Annotated in this window: 11 protein-coding genes; 7 read left to right on the forward strand and 4 right to left on the reverse strand. The window is 62.1% G+C overall.

Features of this window, described 5'->3' with window-relative positions; all coding sequences use genetic code 11:
* The first annotated feature begins 13 nt into the window (after positions 1-13).
* From CKW07_RS06375 to CKW07_RS06390, 4 genes are all read left to right on the forward strand, one after another.
* Complete coding sequence (locus tag CKW07_RS06375; RefSeq protein WP_095144102.1) at positions 14-2,095, forward strand: bifunctional diguanylate cyclase/phosphodiesterase; 2,082 nt, start codon at positions 14-16, stop codon at positions 2,093-2,095.
* 180 nt (positions 2,096-2,275) lie between these two features.
* Complete coding sequence (locus tag CKW07_RS06380) at positions 2,276-3,022, forward strand: SDR family oxidoreductase (RefSeq protein WP_095144103.1); 747 nt, start codon at positions 2,276-2,278, stop codon at positions 3,020-3,022.
* 139 nt (positions 3,023-3,161) lie between these two features.
* Positions 3,162-3,434, forward strand: a complete 273-nt coding sequence (locus tag CKW07_RS06385) for a CopG family ribbon-helix-helix protein (protein WP_095144104.1) — start codon at positions 3,162-3,164, stop codon at positions 3,432-3,434.
* Positions 3,434-3,709, forward strand: coding sequence for a type II toxin-antitoxin system RelE/ParE family toxin (locus CKW07_RS06390; RefSeq protein ID WP_095144105.1), 276 nt, complete (start codon positions 3,434-3,436; stop codon positions 3,707-3,709). Before CKW07_RS06385 ends, CKW07_RS06390 begins: the two co-directional genes overlap by 1 nt.
* Positions 3,710-3,728: 19 nt before the next feature.
* Here CKW07_RS06390 and mapR read toward each other — a convergent pair whose 3' ends face one another.
* From mapR to CKW07_RS25425, 4 genes are all read right to left on the reverse strand, one after another.
* Positions 3,729-5,138: a GntR family transcriptional regulator MpaR gene (gene mapR / locus CKW07_RS06395; RefSeq protein WP_095144106.1), complete on the reverse strand. Its 1,410-nt coding sequence runs from the start codon at positions 5,136-5,138 to the stop codon at positions 3,729-3,731.
* 145 nt (positions 5,139-5,283) lie between these two features.
* A complete protein-coding gene (ccoG, locus tag CKW07_RS06400; RefSeq protein ID WP_095144107.1) occupies positions 5,284-6,696 on the reverse strand; it encodes a cytochrome c oxidase accessory protein CcoG in 1,413 nt (470 codons plus the stop codon).
* A gap of 222 nt (positions 6,697-6,918) precedes the next feature.
* Positions 6,919-7,125 (reverse strand): DUF3203 family protein, encoded by a 207-nt coding sequence (locus tag CKW07_RS06405; RefSeq protein WP_095144108.1) that lies wholly within the window; start codon positions 7,123-7,125, stop codon positions 6,919-6,921.
* A 151-nt stretch (positions 7,126-7,276) separates the two neighbouring features.
* Positions 7,277-7,438 (reverse strand): hypothetical protein, encoded by a 162-nt coding sequence (locus tag CKW07_RS25425; RefSeq protein ID WP_176465286.1) that lies wholly within the window; start codon positions 7,436-7,438, stop codon positions 7,277-7,279.
* A gap of 186 nt (positions 7,439-7,624) precedes the next feature.
* Here CKW07_RS25425 and CKW07_RS06410 point away from each other — a divergent pair, with 186 nt between their 5' ends.
* From CKW07_RS06410 to glgB, 3 genes are read left to right on the forward strand one after another with little or no spacing between them, the layout of a single operon-like run.
* Positions 7,625-9,619, forward strand: a complete 1,995-nt coding sequence (locus CKW07_RS06410) for an alpha-1,4-glucan--maltose-1-phosphate maltosyltransferase (protein ID WP_095144109.1) — start codon at positions 7,625-7,627, stop codon at positions 9,617-9,619.
* Positions 9,620-9,645: 26 nt separating this feature from the next.
* Positions 9,646-12,987, forward strand: a complete 3,342-nt coding sequence (gene treS, locus CKW07_RS06415) for a maltose alpha-D-glucosyltransferase (protein ID WP_095144110.1) — start codon at positions 9,646-9,648, stop codon at positions 12,985-12,987.
* 10 nt (positions 12,988-12,997) lie between these two features.
* Positions 12,998-15,229 (forward strand): 1,4-alpha-glucan branching protein GlgB, encoded by a 2,232-nt coding sequence (gene glgB, locus CKW07_RS06420; protein WP_095144111.1) that lies wholly within the window; start codon positions 12,998-13,000, stop codon positions 15,227-15,229.
* Positions 15,230-15,285: the final 56 nt, after the last annotated feature.

Below are 15,285 nucleotides of genomic sequence, written 5' to 3' on the forward strand. Positions count from 1 at the left end.
GTCGAGAAGTCTGATGCTCATCGGTAGCTATTCCCCCGCCCTGGTTCTTATCTCGCTCTGCGTAGCGATACTTGCGTCCTATACGGCACTGGACCTGACCGGCCGTATCGCCACGGCCAAGGGGCGGGCGGTCCACCTGTGGACGGCCGGTGGCGCCCTGGCCATGGGGATCGGGGTCTGGTCCATGCACTTCATTGGCATGCTGGCCTTCAGTTTGCCGATCAACCTGGGCTATGACTTCGCAATCACCGCGTTGTCGCTGGTGATTGCGGTGGTGTCCTGTGGCTTTGCCCTGTGGCTGGTTAGCCAGCCACGCCTGCCGGCCTGGCAACTGGCATTTGGTGCCTTGATCATGGGCGCCGGGATCAGTGCCATGCACTACACCGGCATGGCCGCCCTGCGCATGACTCCCGGCATCGATTATGACCCGACCCTGTTCGGTGCCTCGCTGGCGATTGCCGTCGGGGCATCGGCCGCGGCACTGTGGATCGCCTTCCGGTTGCGCCAGAACACCCCGTACGTGCGCTTTGCCCGGGCCGGGGCGGCGATCATCATGGGCATTGCCATCGTTGGCATGCACTACACCGGGATGGCTGCCGCGCAATTCGCCGACGGCAGCTTTTGCGGCGCCGCCCTCGATGGCTTGAGCGGCAAGGGCCTGGACAACCTGGTACTGGTCACCACTCTGGCGGTGCTGAGCATCGCGCTGCTGACCTCCATCCTCGATGCGCGCCTTGAGGCGCGTACCGCCGAGTTGGCCAATTCCCTGACCCTGGCCAACCGTGAACTGACCCAATTGGCCTTGCACGACACGCTCACCGGGCTGCCCAACCGCGTGTTGCTGGCCGACCGTATCGACCAGGCCATGCAGCGGGTGCAGGAGCAGGGCGGCTGCTTTGCGCTGATGTTCATTGACCTGGACGGCTTCAAGCCGGTGAACGACGCCTTTGGTCACCATATGGGCGACCAGTTGTTGTGCGAGGTGGGCGTTCGCCTGCGTGAGGATTTGCGCAGCCAGGACACCCTGGCGCGCATCGGTGGGGACGAGTTCGTCCTGTTGGTGCAGCTCGCCGAAGCGGACGATGCCTTGCGTCTGGCCGCACGGCAGGTGGGGCTGATCGCGCGTGCCTTCCGGGTCGGGGAGCACGATCTGCAGATCTCCGCCAGCGTTGGTATCGCGATCTATCCCGGTAATGGCACAACGCCGCAAGAGCTGCTGATGAATGCCGATGCGGCGATGTATCACGCCAAGGGCACCGGCAAGAACGGTTACCGGTTCTTCGATGCGTCGATGAACACTGATGCGCGCCGGCAGCTGCAGCTGTTGCAGGACCTGCGCAACGCGGTCGAGCACCAGCACTTCAGCCTCTACTACCAACCCAAGTTTGACGCCAGCAACGGTCAGCCGGTGGGGGCCGAAGCACTGTTGCGCTGGGAGCACCCGACCCAGGGCATGATGCTGCCGGACCGCTTCATCGAGCTTGCGGAAAAAACCGGGTTGATCATCCCGATTGGTGAGTGGGTACTCAACGAAGCCTGCCGGCAGATGCGTCAGTGGCACCTTCAGGGGTATGCCAACTGGCGCATCGCGGTCAACCTGTCGGCCTTGCAGTTCTGTCACGAAGGCCTGGTGCAAAGCGTTGCCAACGCCCTGGCGGCCCATGACCTGCCGGCAAACAGCCTGACCCTGGAAATCACCGAGACCACCGCCATGAGCGATGCAGACGCCAGCATGACGGTACTCCAGCAGCTGTCGGACATGGGGGTCGACCTGTCCATCGATGACTTTGGCACCGGCTATTCCAGCTTGATGTACCTCAAGCGCCTGCCGGCCAACGAGCTGAAGATCGACCGCGGTTTTGTCCGTGACCTGGAGCACGACAGTGACGACGCCGCCATCGTGTCGGCCATCGTCGCCCTGGGGCAGGCGCTGGGCTTGCGCATTGTCGCCGAAGGGGTGGAAACCGGCGTGCAACAGGACTTCCTCACGCAGTTGGGCTGCGATTCGCTGCAGGGTTATCTGTTGGGTCACCCGTTGCCGGCCGAGCGCTTCATGGTCGACATCCACCGCGCCGAGCAACGGGCTGCCAGCTGATCGCCACGAACCTCGTCTGACCGGTGGGCGCTGGCTTGCCAGGGCAGGCAGCAGTGGGTTTTCCGCCCTCGGCAAGCCTGCCGGATACCGGGTTTGCCTGACCCAGGACATGCAAAAGCCGGCGCTGGCAGGTATTCTTGGCACGCAAGGCTTCAGCTCAGACCAGGGGGAGAGATCAGCATGGACAAAGTCATCGTCATCACCGGTGGCGGTCGGGGGATCGGTGCCGCCACGGCGTTGCTGGCGGCCAGGCAGGGGTACCGCATCTGCATCAACTACCAGTCCGACGAGCAGTCCGCACAGCGGGTGCTGGAGCAGGTGCGCGACCTTGGCGCCCAGGCCATCGCCGTACGCGCCGATGTCAGTATCGAAGATGAAGTGATCAGTCTGTTCCAGCGGGTCGACCAGGAACTGGGGCGCGTGACCGCATTGGTCAACAACGCCGGCACCGTCGGCCAGAAGTCGCGGGTGGAGGAGATGTCCGAGTTCCGCATCCTGAAAATCATGAAAACCAATGTCCTGGCGCCGATCCTCTGTGCCAAGCACGCACTGTTGCGCATGTCGCCCAGGCACGGTGGGCAGGGTGGCAGCATCGTCAACGTCTCGTCGGTCGCTTCGCGACTCGGCTCACCGGGTGAGTATGTCGACTACGCGGCCTCCAAGGGCGCGCTGGATTCGTTCACCATCGGCCTGTCCAAGGAAGTCGCCGGAGAAGGCATCCGCGTCAACGCGGTGCGCCCGGGCTACATCTACACCGACTTCCATGCCCTGAGCGGCGATCCGGATCGGGTCAGCAAGCTGGAGTCGGGCATTCCGATGGCCCGCGGCGGTCGCCCGGATGAAGTCGCCGAAGCGATTATCTGGTTGCTGTCGGACAAGGCGTCCTATTCCACCGGGACCTTTGTCGACCTGGGGGGTGGGCGCTAGTGTCCTGTCTCGCCAACCTTTTTGATGGCGTGTGTTGCCGCTCCGAGCCTGACATCACGGCTTGACGATTCGAAGTTATTAACTATGATTGAATTTTAATCATAGTGATGCGTGATTGCGCGGCATTGGAGTAATGATCATGGCAACCACTGCCAAAACCCGATCCGTGACGGCTCATGTCCCTGTCGAACTCGCCGAAAGGGTTGACGAGATCGCTGAGCGCCTGGAGCGTTCAAAGAACTGGATAGTCAAGCAGGCTCTGTCCGCCTGGATAGACCAGGAAGAAGAGCGCAGTCGCCTGACCCGTGAGGCCTTGGCTGATGTGGACGCTGGCCGCGTGATTGATCATCAGGCTGTCCAGGCCTGGGCCGATAGCCTCAGTACCGACTCCCCGCTGCCAGTTCCGCGCTGATGGAGTTGAAGTGGACCAGCAAGGCGCTTTCCGACATTGCCCGGCTGTACGAGTTTCTGGCCGCGGTGAACCAACCTGCTGCCGCGCATACGGTTCAACAGCTCACGGCTGCTCCAGCCACGTTGCTGGCTAATCCACGCATTGGCGAACGGCTTGAAGAGTTTGAGCCACGGGATGTGCGCAGAATTATCATCGGCCACTACGAGATGCGTTACGAGATACAGGGCTCCACCCTCTATTTGCTGCGCCTGTGGCATACACGCGAGGATCGATAGCCTGGACAACATCGAACCCTCAGAACGACCGTACGATCCGTCCCAGTGTCTCCATCGCCTTCTCAGAATCTTCAGTCCACGGGCTGCCGTAATTCAACCGGATGCAATTCCTGAAGCGCCGGGTCGGTGAAAAAATCGGTCCTGGTGCAATGCTGATGCCCTGTGCCAACGCCATCTGGAACAACTTCAACGAATCCATCTGTGCCGGCAATTCCAGCCATAGGAAGTAGCCGCCGGCCGGTTGGCTGACGCGGGTCTGGGCCGGGAAATAGCGGGCAATGGCGGCGAGCATGGCGCTTTGCTGCTCTTCGAGGGCATAGCGCAGTTTGCGCAGATGACGGTCGTAGCCGCCGTGTTGCAGGTAGTCGGCAATCGCCGCCTGGGCCGGCATCGAGGCGCACAGCGAAGTCATCAATTTCAGCCGTTCGATTTTCTGTGCGTAACGCCCGGCGGCGACCCAACCGATGCGGTAACCGGGGGCCAGGCTTTTGGCAAATGAGCCGCAATGCATCACCAGTCCCTCGGTGTCGAAGGCCTTGGCCGGCTTGGGGGCTTGCTGGCCATAGTAGAGCTCGGCGTACACATCATCTTCAATCAGCGGCACTTGATGGCGGCGCAGTAGTTCCACCAGCTCCTGCTTCTTGGCCTCGGGCATGGTCGCGCCCATGGGGTTCTGGAAACTGGTCATGCACCAGCAGGCCTTGATCGGATGGCGCTCCAGGGTTTGTGCCAGTACGCCCAAGTCGATGCCGTCACGGGGGTGCACGGGGATTTCCACCGCCTTGAGCTTCAGGCGTTCGAGCACTTGCAGGCTGGCGTAGAACGCCGGGGCCTCGATGGCCACCAGGTCGCCGGGCTCGGTCACCGCCTGCAGGCACAGGTTCAGGGCTTCCAGGGCACCGTTGGTAATCAGCAGTTCCTCCATGGGCAGCATCAAGCCGCCGACCATGTAGCGCAGGGCGATTTGCCGACGCAGTTGCGGGTTGCCGGGCGACATGTCGGTGACCACCATGCGCGGGTCCATCTCGCGACTGGCGCTGGCCAGCGAGCGTGACAGCCGTTGCAAGGGAAACAGGGTCGGGCTGGGGAAGGCCGAGCCAAAGGGTACGGTGTTCGGGTCCTTGATCGAATCGAGTACCGAGAACACCAGTTCGCTGACGTCGACTTCAGTGGACTCGTTGACCTGGCTGCTGATCACCGGCTCCGAAAACGGGCTCGGCGCGTGTGTATTGACGAAGTAACCGGAACGCGGGCGGGCGCGAATCAGACCGCGACGCTCCAGCAGGTAATAGGCCTGGAACACCGTGGAGGGGCTGACCCCGTAGGTCTGGCTGGCGTAGCGCACCGACGGCACGCGCTGGCCGGGGCCGAGCACCCCGGAGCGGATCAGTTCGGCAATGTCGTCGGCGAATTTTTCGTAGCGTTTCATCGAAAGCCCGATAGATGTCATTCAGAAAAAACGAGGTGTCTTCTTCGCGGGCAAGCCCGCTCCCACAGGTATTGCGCAGTTCTTGTGAGAGCGGGCCGGGCGGCGTTCCGCTTGCCCGCGAATGGCAGCACCGCAGTGTAAGGGATCAACGATTCATCGGCGCAACAAACCGGCTTTTCGCTTCGCTGTAGATCTGCGGCTCGTCACTGTCGGTGATCTTGAAGGTGATCTTCTGCGAACTGCTCTGTGCCTGGTAGGTGGTCATGGCCACCGACACCGGCACGTCGAGAATCTCACCTGGTGCCAGGCTCAGTTCGGTCCGGCCCTGCAACTGGAAGCCTTCACCCTCCACCAACGACAGGTGATAGTCCTGGCGCTGCTGGGTCTTGTTGATGACCTTGAGGCTGTAGATGTTCTCGATCTGCCCCTGGCTGTTCTCCCGGAACAGGCCCCGGTCCTTGCTCACGTCCAGCGACACCATGGGCCGCTCCATCAACGCCAGCACCAGCGCACCGATCATCACCAGCAGCACGGCGGTGTAGCCGATCAAGCGCGGCCGCAGCAGGTGGGTCTTGCCCCCCTGCAATTCGTGCTCGGAGGTGTAGCTGATCAGGCCACGGGCGTAGCCCATTTTGTCCATGATCGAATCGCAGGCGTCGATACAGGCCGCACAACCGATGCACTCCATCTGCAAGCCGTCGCGGATGTCGATACCTGTCGGGCAGACCTGCACGCACAACTGGCAGTCGATGCAATCACCCAGGCCGGCGTCGGCCGGTTTCACGTGACGTTTGCGCGGGCCGCGGTTTTCGCCACGGGCCGTATCGTAGGAAATGGTCAGGGTGTCCTTGTCGAACATCACGCTCTGGAACCGCGCATACGGGCACATGTGCATGCACACCGCCTCACGCAGCCAGCCGGCATTGATGTAGGTGGCGCCGGTGAAGAACAGCACCCAGAACAGGCTCACACCGCCCATTTGCAAGGTCAGCAGTTCAGTGGCCAGCGGGCGGATAGGGGTGAAGTAACCGACAAAGGTCAGGCCGGTGAGGACGCTGATGGCCAGCCACATCGTGTGTTTGGCCGAGCGGCGCAGCAGCTTGTTCAGGCTCCAGGGCGCGGCCTGCAGCTTGATCCTTTGGTTACGCTCGCCCTCGGTGACCTTTTCGCACCACATGAACAGCCAGGTGAACGAACTTTGCGGGCAGGTGTAGCCGCACCACACGCGTCCGGCGAACACGGTGATCGCGAACAGGCCGAAGGCGCAGATGATCAACAGCGCCGAGAGCAGGATGAAATCCTGTGGCCAGAAGGTCGCGCCAAAGATGTGGAATTTGCTTTGCGAAAGGTCCCAAAGCACGGCTTGTCGCCCGCCCCAGTTCAGCCACACGGTGCCAAAAAACGCCAGAAACAGAAACCCCGCACCGCCAAGGCGCAAGTTGCGGAACAATCCGGTGAAGCTTCGGGTGTGAATCTGGTTGTCGCTGGATTTGGCCTTCATCTTTGGACGCGAAGGCTCGAATGTTTCTACTAATCGGACGGGGATTTTATCGCTCATGGTCTTTCGCTCATCAGCCTCCATCAGGCCCGTGAACTATGAGCGTCGAACTGTTTGCATAACAGACTCAGATATTGGATTAAAAAGCGGATCAGATGGGGCGTCGAGCGGCCCCTGCGACAACTTGATGCACCCCGCCAGGCGCGGTAGCCGCGCCTATATCAAGGGGCTGCCGGTGTCCGTGATCTGCGTCAGGTAAATCACCGAATCACCGCCGCCGGGCTACAGGCGTCTGCGCTCGTCGACGGCGCCTGCTACGGTCAATGCGTCGGCTTCTGCTTCGGTGATGTAGAACCGCTGGCCATCGAGGTCGACCGCCGACATCAATGTCTGATCGTCGGTGATGAGGGTCACGTCGGGTGCCAGGCGAATCTCTTCGCCGTTTTCGGTGATGAAAAAACAGGTCTGATGGTCGATGCGTACCGTCATGGGATTCTCCGTTTCTTAGCCGATCTTATCCCTTGGGACGCACATCTGGCACCGTGGTTCGGTGCAGTCGATCAGTGGCCAGTGCCTCTTTCCGATGGCCGGTGCGCCGACATCGGATCGTCACCAGCGGTGCGGATAATCGGCCAGGCTTTTATGCCCTGGCGGGCGGCTCTTCACTCGGCGGGTCTCCCGCTGGCAGTTGCGGACCGGGTGGTACCGGATCCTCCTCGGGCTCAGGGGGTGGCTCGTCCGGCGGCAAGACGGGTTGATCAATGTTCGGATCAGGCGTTTCAGGCGGGATCGGAATACTCATCAGTGTGGCCTCTTTTGTGCTTGGCTTATTCGATGGACCATCGTGTCTGCGCATTGATTCCATCGAGGCAGGTGCGGATTCGACTGAACTTTGCCCGAGGTCCGATGCTCGGAACCTTAAGCAGGGTCCGCAAGGCAGGACACGACTGGCTACTAGCGCGTCCACGGGGCGTAGGGGGGATGCTCGATGACGACCGGGAAACCGACGGAACTGAACTACAACCCGCAACTGCCGCTGTCACAGGCGCTGTTGCTGCCACGCATTGCGATCGAGGACACCACGCCCGTGATCGATGGCGGCCAGTTTGCGGTCAAGGCCATCGAAGGGCAGGTGGTGACCGTGACGAGCAAGGTGTTTGCGGACGGCCATGACCGGCTCGCGGTGCGCGTGCGCTGGCGCAATGACGCCGATGAGTGCTGGCAAAGCGAAGTAATGAGCAACCTGGGTAACAACAGCTGGCAAGGCCAGTTCAAGGTCGCGGCGCCCGGGTACTACTGGTTTTGTATCGAGGCCTGGCTCGACCCGTTCGCCAGTTTCTGCCATGAGCTGGAAAAGAAGCACCTGGGCGGGGTGTCGATCAGCCTGGAACTGCAGGAAGGCCGCAATCTGGTGCAGCACGCCTCGCAGCGCAGTGACGGGGCTGTGAGTGAAGCACTTGTCGCCCTGCACCACGAGCTGTCGGGCTTGCTGGAAGCCGAGCAGGTGGCGCTGTTTGTGCATCCGCGCAGCGCCGAATTGATGGCGGCGGCCGATCAGCGCCCCTACATCAGTCTCAGCCCCGAGTATCCGCTGGACGTGGAGCGCACCCGTGCGCAGTTTGCCAGCTGGTACGAGCTGTTTCCCCGCTCGATTACCGACGATCCCACCGGGCATGGCACCTTCGACGACGTGCACTCGCGCCTGCCGATGATCCAGGACATGGGCTTCGACGTGCTGTATTTCCCGCCGATCCACCCCATCGGGAGCAGCTTTCGCAAAGGCCCCAACAACGCTCTGGTGGCCGGTCCCGATGACCCGGGCAGTCCCTATGCCATCGGCAGCGATGAGGGCGGGCACGAGGCCATTCATTCGCAACTGGGCAGCCGCGAGGACTTCCGTCGCCTGGTGGCCGCGGCCGCCGACCATGGGCTGGAGATTGCCCTGGACTTCGCCATTCAGTGCTCCCAGGACCATCCCTGGCTCAAGCAACATCCGGGCTGGTTCAACTGGCGCCCGGACGGCACGATCAAATACGCCGAGAACCCGCCGAAGAAGTACCAGGACATCGTCAACGTCGACTTCTATACGCACGATGCAATCCCCGGTCTGTGGCTGGAGTTACGCGACATTGTGGTGGGCTGGGTGAAGGAGGGGGTGAAGCTGTTCCGGGTCGACAACCCGCACACCAAGCCCTTGCCGTTCTGGCAATGGCTGATTGGCGATGTACGGGCGCTGTACCCCGAGGTGATTTTCCTCGCCGAGGCTTTCACCACGCCGGCGATGATGGCGCGCCTGGGCAAGGTCGGTTACTCCCAGAGCTACACCTATTTCACCTGGCGCAATACCAAGCAGGAACTGGCGACCTATTTCACCGAACTGAACCAGTCACCGTGGCGCGAGTGCTACCGACCGAACTTTTTCGTCAATACCCCGGACATCAATCCGCAGTTCCTGCACGCCTCGGGCCGTGCCGGATTTCTGATCCGCGCCGTCCTGGCGAGCATGGGCTCGGGCCTGTGGGGCATGTATTCGGGCTTTGAACTGTGCGAATCGGCGCCGGTGCCGGGCAAGGAGGAGTACCTGGACTCGGAGAAGTACCAGATCCGCGTCCGCGACTTCACGGCGCCAGGCAACATCATCGCCGAGATCGCCCAGCTCAACCGCATTCGCCGGCAGAATCCGGCGCTGCATACGCATCTGGGCCTGAAGATCTACAACGCGTGGAACGACAATATTTTGTATTTCGGCAAGCGCAGCGCGGACGGCAGCAATTTCATTCTGGTGGCGGTCAGCCTGGATCCACATAACGCCCAGGAGGCGAATTTCGAGTTGCCGTTGTGGGATATGGGCTTGCCGGATGACGCGACCACCCACGGCGAGGACTTGATGAACGGCCATCGCTGGGACTGGCACGGCAAGTATCAGTTCATGCGCATCGAGCCCTGGCATCAGCCGTTCGGGATCTGGCGCATATCGGTTTGATGATCACTCATCGATGGGAGTTGCCCATGGCGAAGAAAACGAGGTCAGCCACCTTCAGCAATGACCCGCTCTGGTACAAGGACGCGGTGATCTATCAGTTGCACGTGAAATCCTATTTCGATGCCAACAACGATGGGATCGGTGACTTTCCCGGCTTGATCGCCAAGCTCGACTACATCGCCGACCTGGGCGTCAACACCCTCTGGCTGTTGCCGTTCTACCCCTCGCCACGGCGCGATGACGGCTACGACATTGCTGAATACCGGGGCGTGCACAGCGACTACGGGACCCTGGCCGACGTCAGGCGGTTTATTGCCCAGGCCCATAAGCGTGGGCTGCGGGTGATCACCGAACTGGTCATCAATCACACGTCCGACCAACACCCCTGGTTCCAGCGGGCGCGCAAGGCCAAGTCCGGTTCGGCGGCACGGGACTTTTATGTCTGGTCCGATGACGATCAAAAGTACGACGGTACCCGGATCATCTTCCTCGACACCGAGAAGTCCAACTGGACCTGGGACCCTGTGGCCGGCCAGTACTTCTGGCACCGCTTCTATTCCCACCAGCCGGACCTTAACTTCGATAACCCGAAGGTCATGAAAGCGCTGCTGTCGGTGATGCACTACTGGCTGGACATGGGCATCGACGGCCTGCGCCTGGACGCCATTCCCTACCTGATCGAGCGGGACGGCACCCACAACGAGAACCTGCCCGAGACCCACGAGGTGCTCAAGCAGATCCGCGCCGAGATCGACGCCCATTACCCTGACCGCATGCTGCTGGCCGAAGCCAACCAGTGGCCCGAGGACACCCGGTTGTACTTTGGCGACACTCATGGCGATCACGGTGACGAATGCCACATGGCGTTTCACTTCCCGCTGATGCCGCGCATGTACATGGCGCTGGCCCAGGAAGACCGCTTTCCGATCACCGATATCCTGCGCCAGACCCCGGAAATTCCGGCCCACTGCCAATGGGCGATTTTCCTGCGCAACCACGATGAGCTGACCCTGGAGATGGTCACCGACAAAGAGCGCGACTACCTGTGGAACTACTACGCCGCCGACCGTCGCGCGCGGATCAACCTGGGCATTCGCCGACGGTTGGCCCCCTTGTTGGAGCGCGATCGGCGGCGTATCGAACTGTTGAACAGCCTGCTGTTGTCGATGCCGGGCACGCCGACCCTGTACTACGGCGACGAAATCGGCATGGGCGATAACATCTACCTGGGGGACCGTGACGGGGTGCGCACCCCCATGCAATGGTCGATTGATCGCAACGGCGGTTTCTCCCGGGCCGACCCGGCCAGCCTGGTGCTGCCACCGATTATGGACCCGTTGTACGGCTACCCATCGGTCAATGTCGAAACCCAGGCCGGGGACCCCCATTCGCTGCTGAACTGGACCCGGCGCATGCTGGCCATTCGCAAACAGTCCAAGGCGTTCGGCCGCGGCACCCTGAAGATGCTGTCACCGAGCAATCGACGGATTCTGGCCTATACACGCGAATACACTGGTGAAGACGGCAAGCCGGAAATCATTCTGTGCGTGGCCAACGTTTCGCGCAGTGCCCAGGCGGCGGAGCTGGACCTGTCGGCGTTTGCCGGTATGGTTCCGGTGGAGATGCTCGGCGGCAATGCGTTCCCGCCCATCGGCCAACTGAACTTTCTCCTGACCCTGGCGCCTTATGGCTTCTACTGGTTCGTGCTGGCCAGCGAGAACCAGATGCCCAGCTGGCACGTGGAGCCGGCGCAAAGCCTGCCGGACTTCACCACCCTTGTACTGAAACAGCGCATGGAGGAGTTGCTCGAGGCCCCTTCACGCACCCTTCTGGAGCAGGAGGTGTTGCCGAGTTGGCTGCTCAATCGACGCTGGTTCGCCGGCAAGGGCAGCCGCATCGACAGCGTGCACATTGCCTATGGTGTGCGCTTTGGCGATCCGCAGCATCCTGTGCTGCTCAGCGAAATCGAGGTCACCGGTAACGGGGTGAGCAGCCGCTACCAGTTGCCTTTCGGTTTCCTGGCCGAGGATCAGGTGGCGGCGGCCTTGCCGCAACAGTTGGCCCTGTCCCGTGTCCGCCGAGGCCGGCAGGTGGGGTTGATGACCGACGCGTTCAACCTCGACAGCTTTGTCCATGCCGTGTTGCAGGCGATGCAGACGCAAACCGTGCTGGCATTGGACGACGGCGAGATACGCTTCGAACCCACCCCGGGGCTGACGAAGCTGGGGCTGAGCGCAGAATCGCCGGTGCGTTACTTGACGGCCGAACAGTCCAATAGCTCGGTGGTAATCGGCGCCAGCCTGGTCCTCAAGCTGATTCGCCAGGTTTGCGCCGGCGTGCATCCGGAGCGGGAGATGGGGGGGTACCTGACGGCGGCCGGATTCCGCCATATCTCGCCATTGCTAGGTTCGGTGGTACGCCGCGACGGGCAGGGTCAAGACACGCTGTTGATGATCGCCCAAGGCTATCTGAGCAATCAGGGCGATGCCTGGGAGTGGACCCAGAGCAATCTGGAGCGGGCGATCCGCGATGAACTGGCCGATGCCGTGTCCGAACAGGAGCGACACTACAACGCGCTCGGCGAACTGAAAGAATTCGCCACTATGCTGGGGCGGCGCCTGGGGGAAATGCACCAGGTGTTGGCAGCGCCCAGCGACGACCCGGCCTTCGGTTCGCAGGTCAGCACGCACAAGGACCAACAGGCGCAGGCCAAGGCGATTGCGCGACAACTGGACAGTGCCTTGCAACAGTTGGCACAGCACCAGGCCGCGCTGAGCCCGATGGATCGGGTGCGGGCGGGGCGTTTGTTGGGGCAGAAAAAGGCGATCCTCAAGCACATTCAGGCACTGGCGCAAAAAACCGTGGGTGGATTGCGCATGCGGGTCCACGGTGACCTGCACCTGGGGCAGGTGCTGGTGATCAAGGGCGATGCCTACCTGATCGACTTCGAGGGCGAGCCGGCGCGCCCCTTGCATGAGCGCAGGGGCAAGCACAGCCCTTACAAGGATGTCAGTGGCGTGTTGCGCTCGTTTGATTACGCGGCCGCGATGGCGCGCGGCGGGCAGGGCGTCGACGGCAGCGCGCACGCCGAAGGCGCGCGCCAGCGCGTGACGCAACGTTATGTGCGTGAATCCCGCGAGGCATTTGTCCGGGCGTACCGGCGCGCGACAGCTAGTCTTGAGCATGCCTGGCAGGATCCCGAGGCTGAAGACGCCGCGCTGGTGTTGTTCAGTCTGGAGAAGGCGGCCTATGAAGTGGTGTATGAAGCTGAAAATCGTCCCGGTTGGTTGGCCGTGCCGTTGCACGGTTTGTACGGGTTGTTGAGTGACCTGGAACCCTTTTCTGAAGACGGTGCAGAGCTGTCATGAAGGAGCTGTCATGAAAGAGCGGGGACATGTGAAAGAGGCGCTGCTTCCGGCGGCGCGGGACATCGAGGCGCTGGTGCGCGCCGAACACCAGGATCCGTTTGCGATACTCGGCCCCCATACCGACGACGCGGGCGGCCAGTTTATTCGGGCCTACCTGCCGGACGCCTTGAGCGTGCAGGTGATCGCCCGTGACTCCGGTGAGCAGCTCGGCAGCTTGAGTGCCACCGAAGTACCCGGGTTGTTCGTTGGCCATTTCGACCGGGCACAGGCTTACCTGTTGCGCACCCAATGGGCCGGCGGCGAACAGACCTCGGAGGATCCCTACAGTTTTGGTCCGTTGCTGGGCGAGATGGACTTGTACCTGTTTGCCGAAGGCAACCATCGGGAGCTCAGCGCCTGCCTAGGCGCACAATTGAAGACCGTCGACGGTGTGGACGGTGTGCGCTTTGCGGTCTGGGCCCCCAATGCGCGCCGGGTCTCGGTGGTCGGTGATTTCAACGTGTGGGATGGTCGCCGCCATCCGATGCGCCTGCGCCATCTGACCGGGGTCTGGGAGGTGTTCGTTCCGCGCCTGCAGGCGGGAGAAGCCTACAAGTACGAAATCCTCGGTGAGCACGGGATCCTGCCGCTCAAGGCCGACCCCATGGCGCTGGCCACCCAGATGCCCCCCGACACAGCGTCGAAAGTCGCCGCGCCCTTGACCATCGACTGGCAGGACACTGACTGGATGCAACGCCGCGGCGAGCGTCAGCGGTCGAGCGCGGCGTTGTCGATCTATGAGCTGCATGCCGGTTCCTGGCAGTGCGAAGTCGACGATGCCGGTGAAGTCGCTCGGCAGTACAACTGGGCAGAGCTTGCCGAGCGCCTGATCCCTTACGTGAAGACCCTGGGGTTCACCCACATCGAGTTGATGCCGATCATGGAGCATCCTTTCGGTGGTTCCTGGGGCTATCAGCCACTGGCGCAATTTGCCCCGAGCGCCCGTTACGGTTCGGCCGATGACTTCGCCGCGTTCGTCAATACCTGCCACCTGGCGGACATTGGCGTGATCCTCGACTGGGTGCCCGCGCACTTTCCCACCGATACCCACGGCCTGGCGCAGTTCGATGGCACGGCGCTGTACGAGTACGGCAACCCGCAGGAAGGCTTTCACCAGGACTGGGACACGCTGATCTACAACCTGGGGCGCACTGAGGTGCATGGTTTCATGCTGGCGTCGGCGTTGCACTGGCTCAAGCACTTCCATGTCGACGGGCTACGGGTCGATGCGGTGGCGTCGATGCTCTACCGCGACTACTCGCGCAAGGCCGGCGAGTGGGTGCCCAACCGCCATGGCGGACGGGAGAACCTGGAGGCCATCGATTTTGTCCGCCACCTCAACGATGTGGTCGACCTGGAAGCACCGGGGGCCCTGGTGATTGCCGAAGAATCCACCGCCTGGCCGGGGGTCAGCCAGAGCACCGAACACGGCGGGCTGGGGTTCGATTACAAGTGGAACATGGGCTGGATGCACGATTCGTTGCACTACATCCAACAGGATCCGGTGTACCGCGCCCATCACCACAACGAATTGAGCTTCGGCCTGGTCTACGCCTGGTCCGAGCGCTTCATCCTGCCGATCTCCCACGACGAAGTGGTGCATGGCAAGCATTCGCTGATCGACAAGATGCCCGGCGATCGCTGGCAGAAATTCGCCAACTTGCGGGCTTACCTCGGTTTCATGTGGGCCCATCCGGGCAAGAAGCTGTTGTTCATGGGGTGCGAGTTCGGCCAGTGGCGCGAGTGGAATCACGACCAGCAACTCGATTGGTACCTGTTGCAATACCCGGAGCACCGTGGCGTGCAAAAGCTGGTGAGCGATCTCAACCAGTTGTACCGGCAGGAACCGGCGCTGCATGAACAGGACGACGTGCCACAAGGCTTCCAGTGGTTGATCGGCGACGATGCGATCAACAGCGTTTACGCCTGGCTGCGCTGGAGCAAGGACGGGTGCCCGGTGCTGGTGGTGGCCAACTTCACCCCCGTGCCCCGGCCGGCTTATCGGGTAGGGGTGCCGTTCGCCGGCCGCTGGAATGAGCTGATCAACAGCGATGCGGGGATCTATGCCGGTTCCAACTACGGCAATGCGGGCGGTGTCGTGGCCGAAGAGGAGGGCAGTCATGGCCAGGCCCTGTCGCTGGTGTTGAACCTGCCGCCACTGGCGGTACTGATCCTGCGCCCGGAGGGTGAGTTCGCCACCTGACGTACGGAGGTGACGCACCGGTGAAGCGTCCGCAGGCCCTGCCGGCATCCAGGATG

The sequence above is a fragment of the Pseudomonas sp. Irchel s3b6 genome, from assembly GCF_900187415.1.
Lineage (GTDB): Bacteria > Pseudomonadota > Gammaproteobacteria > Pseudomonadales > Pseudomonadaceae > Aquipseudomonas.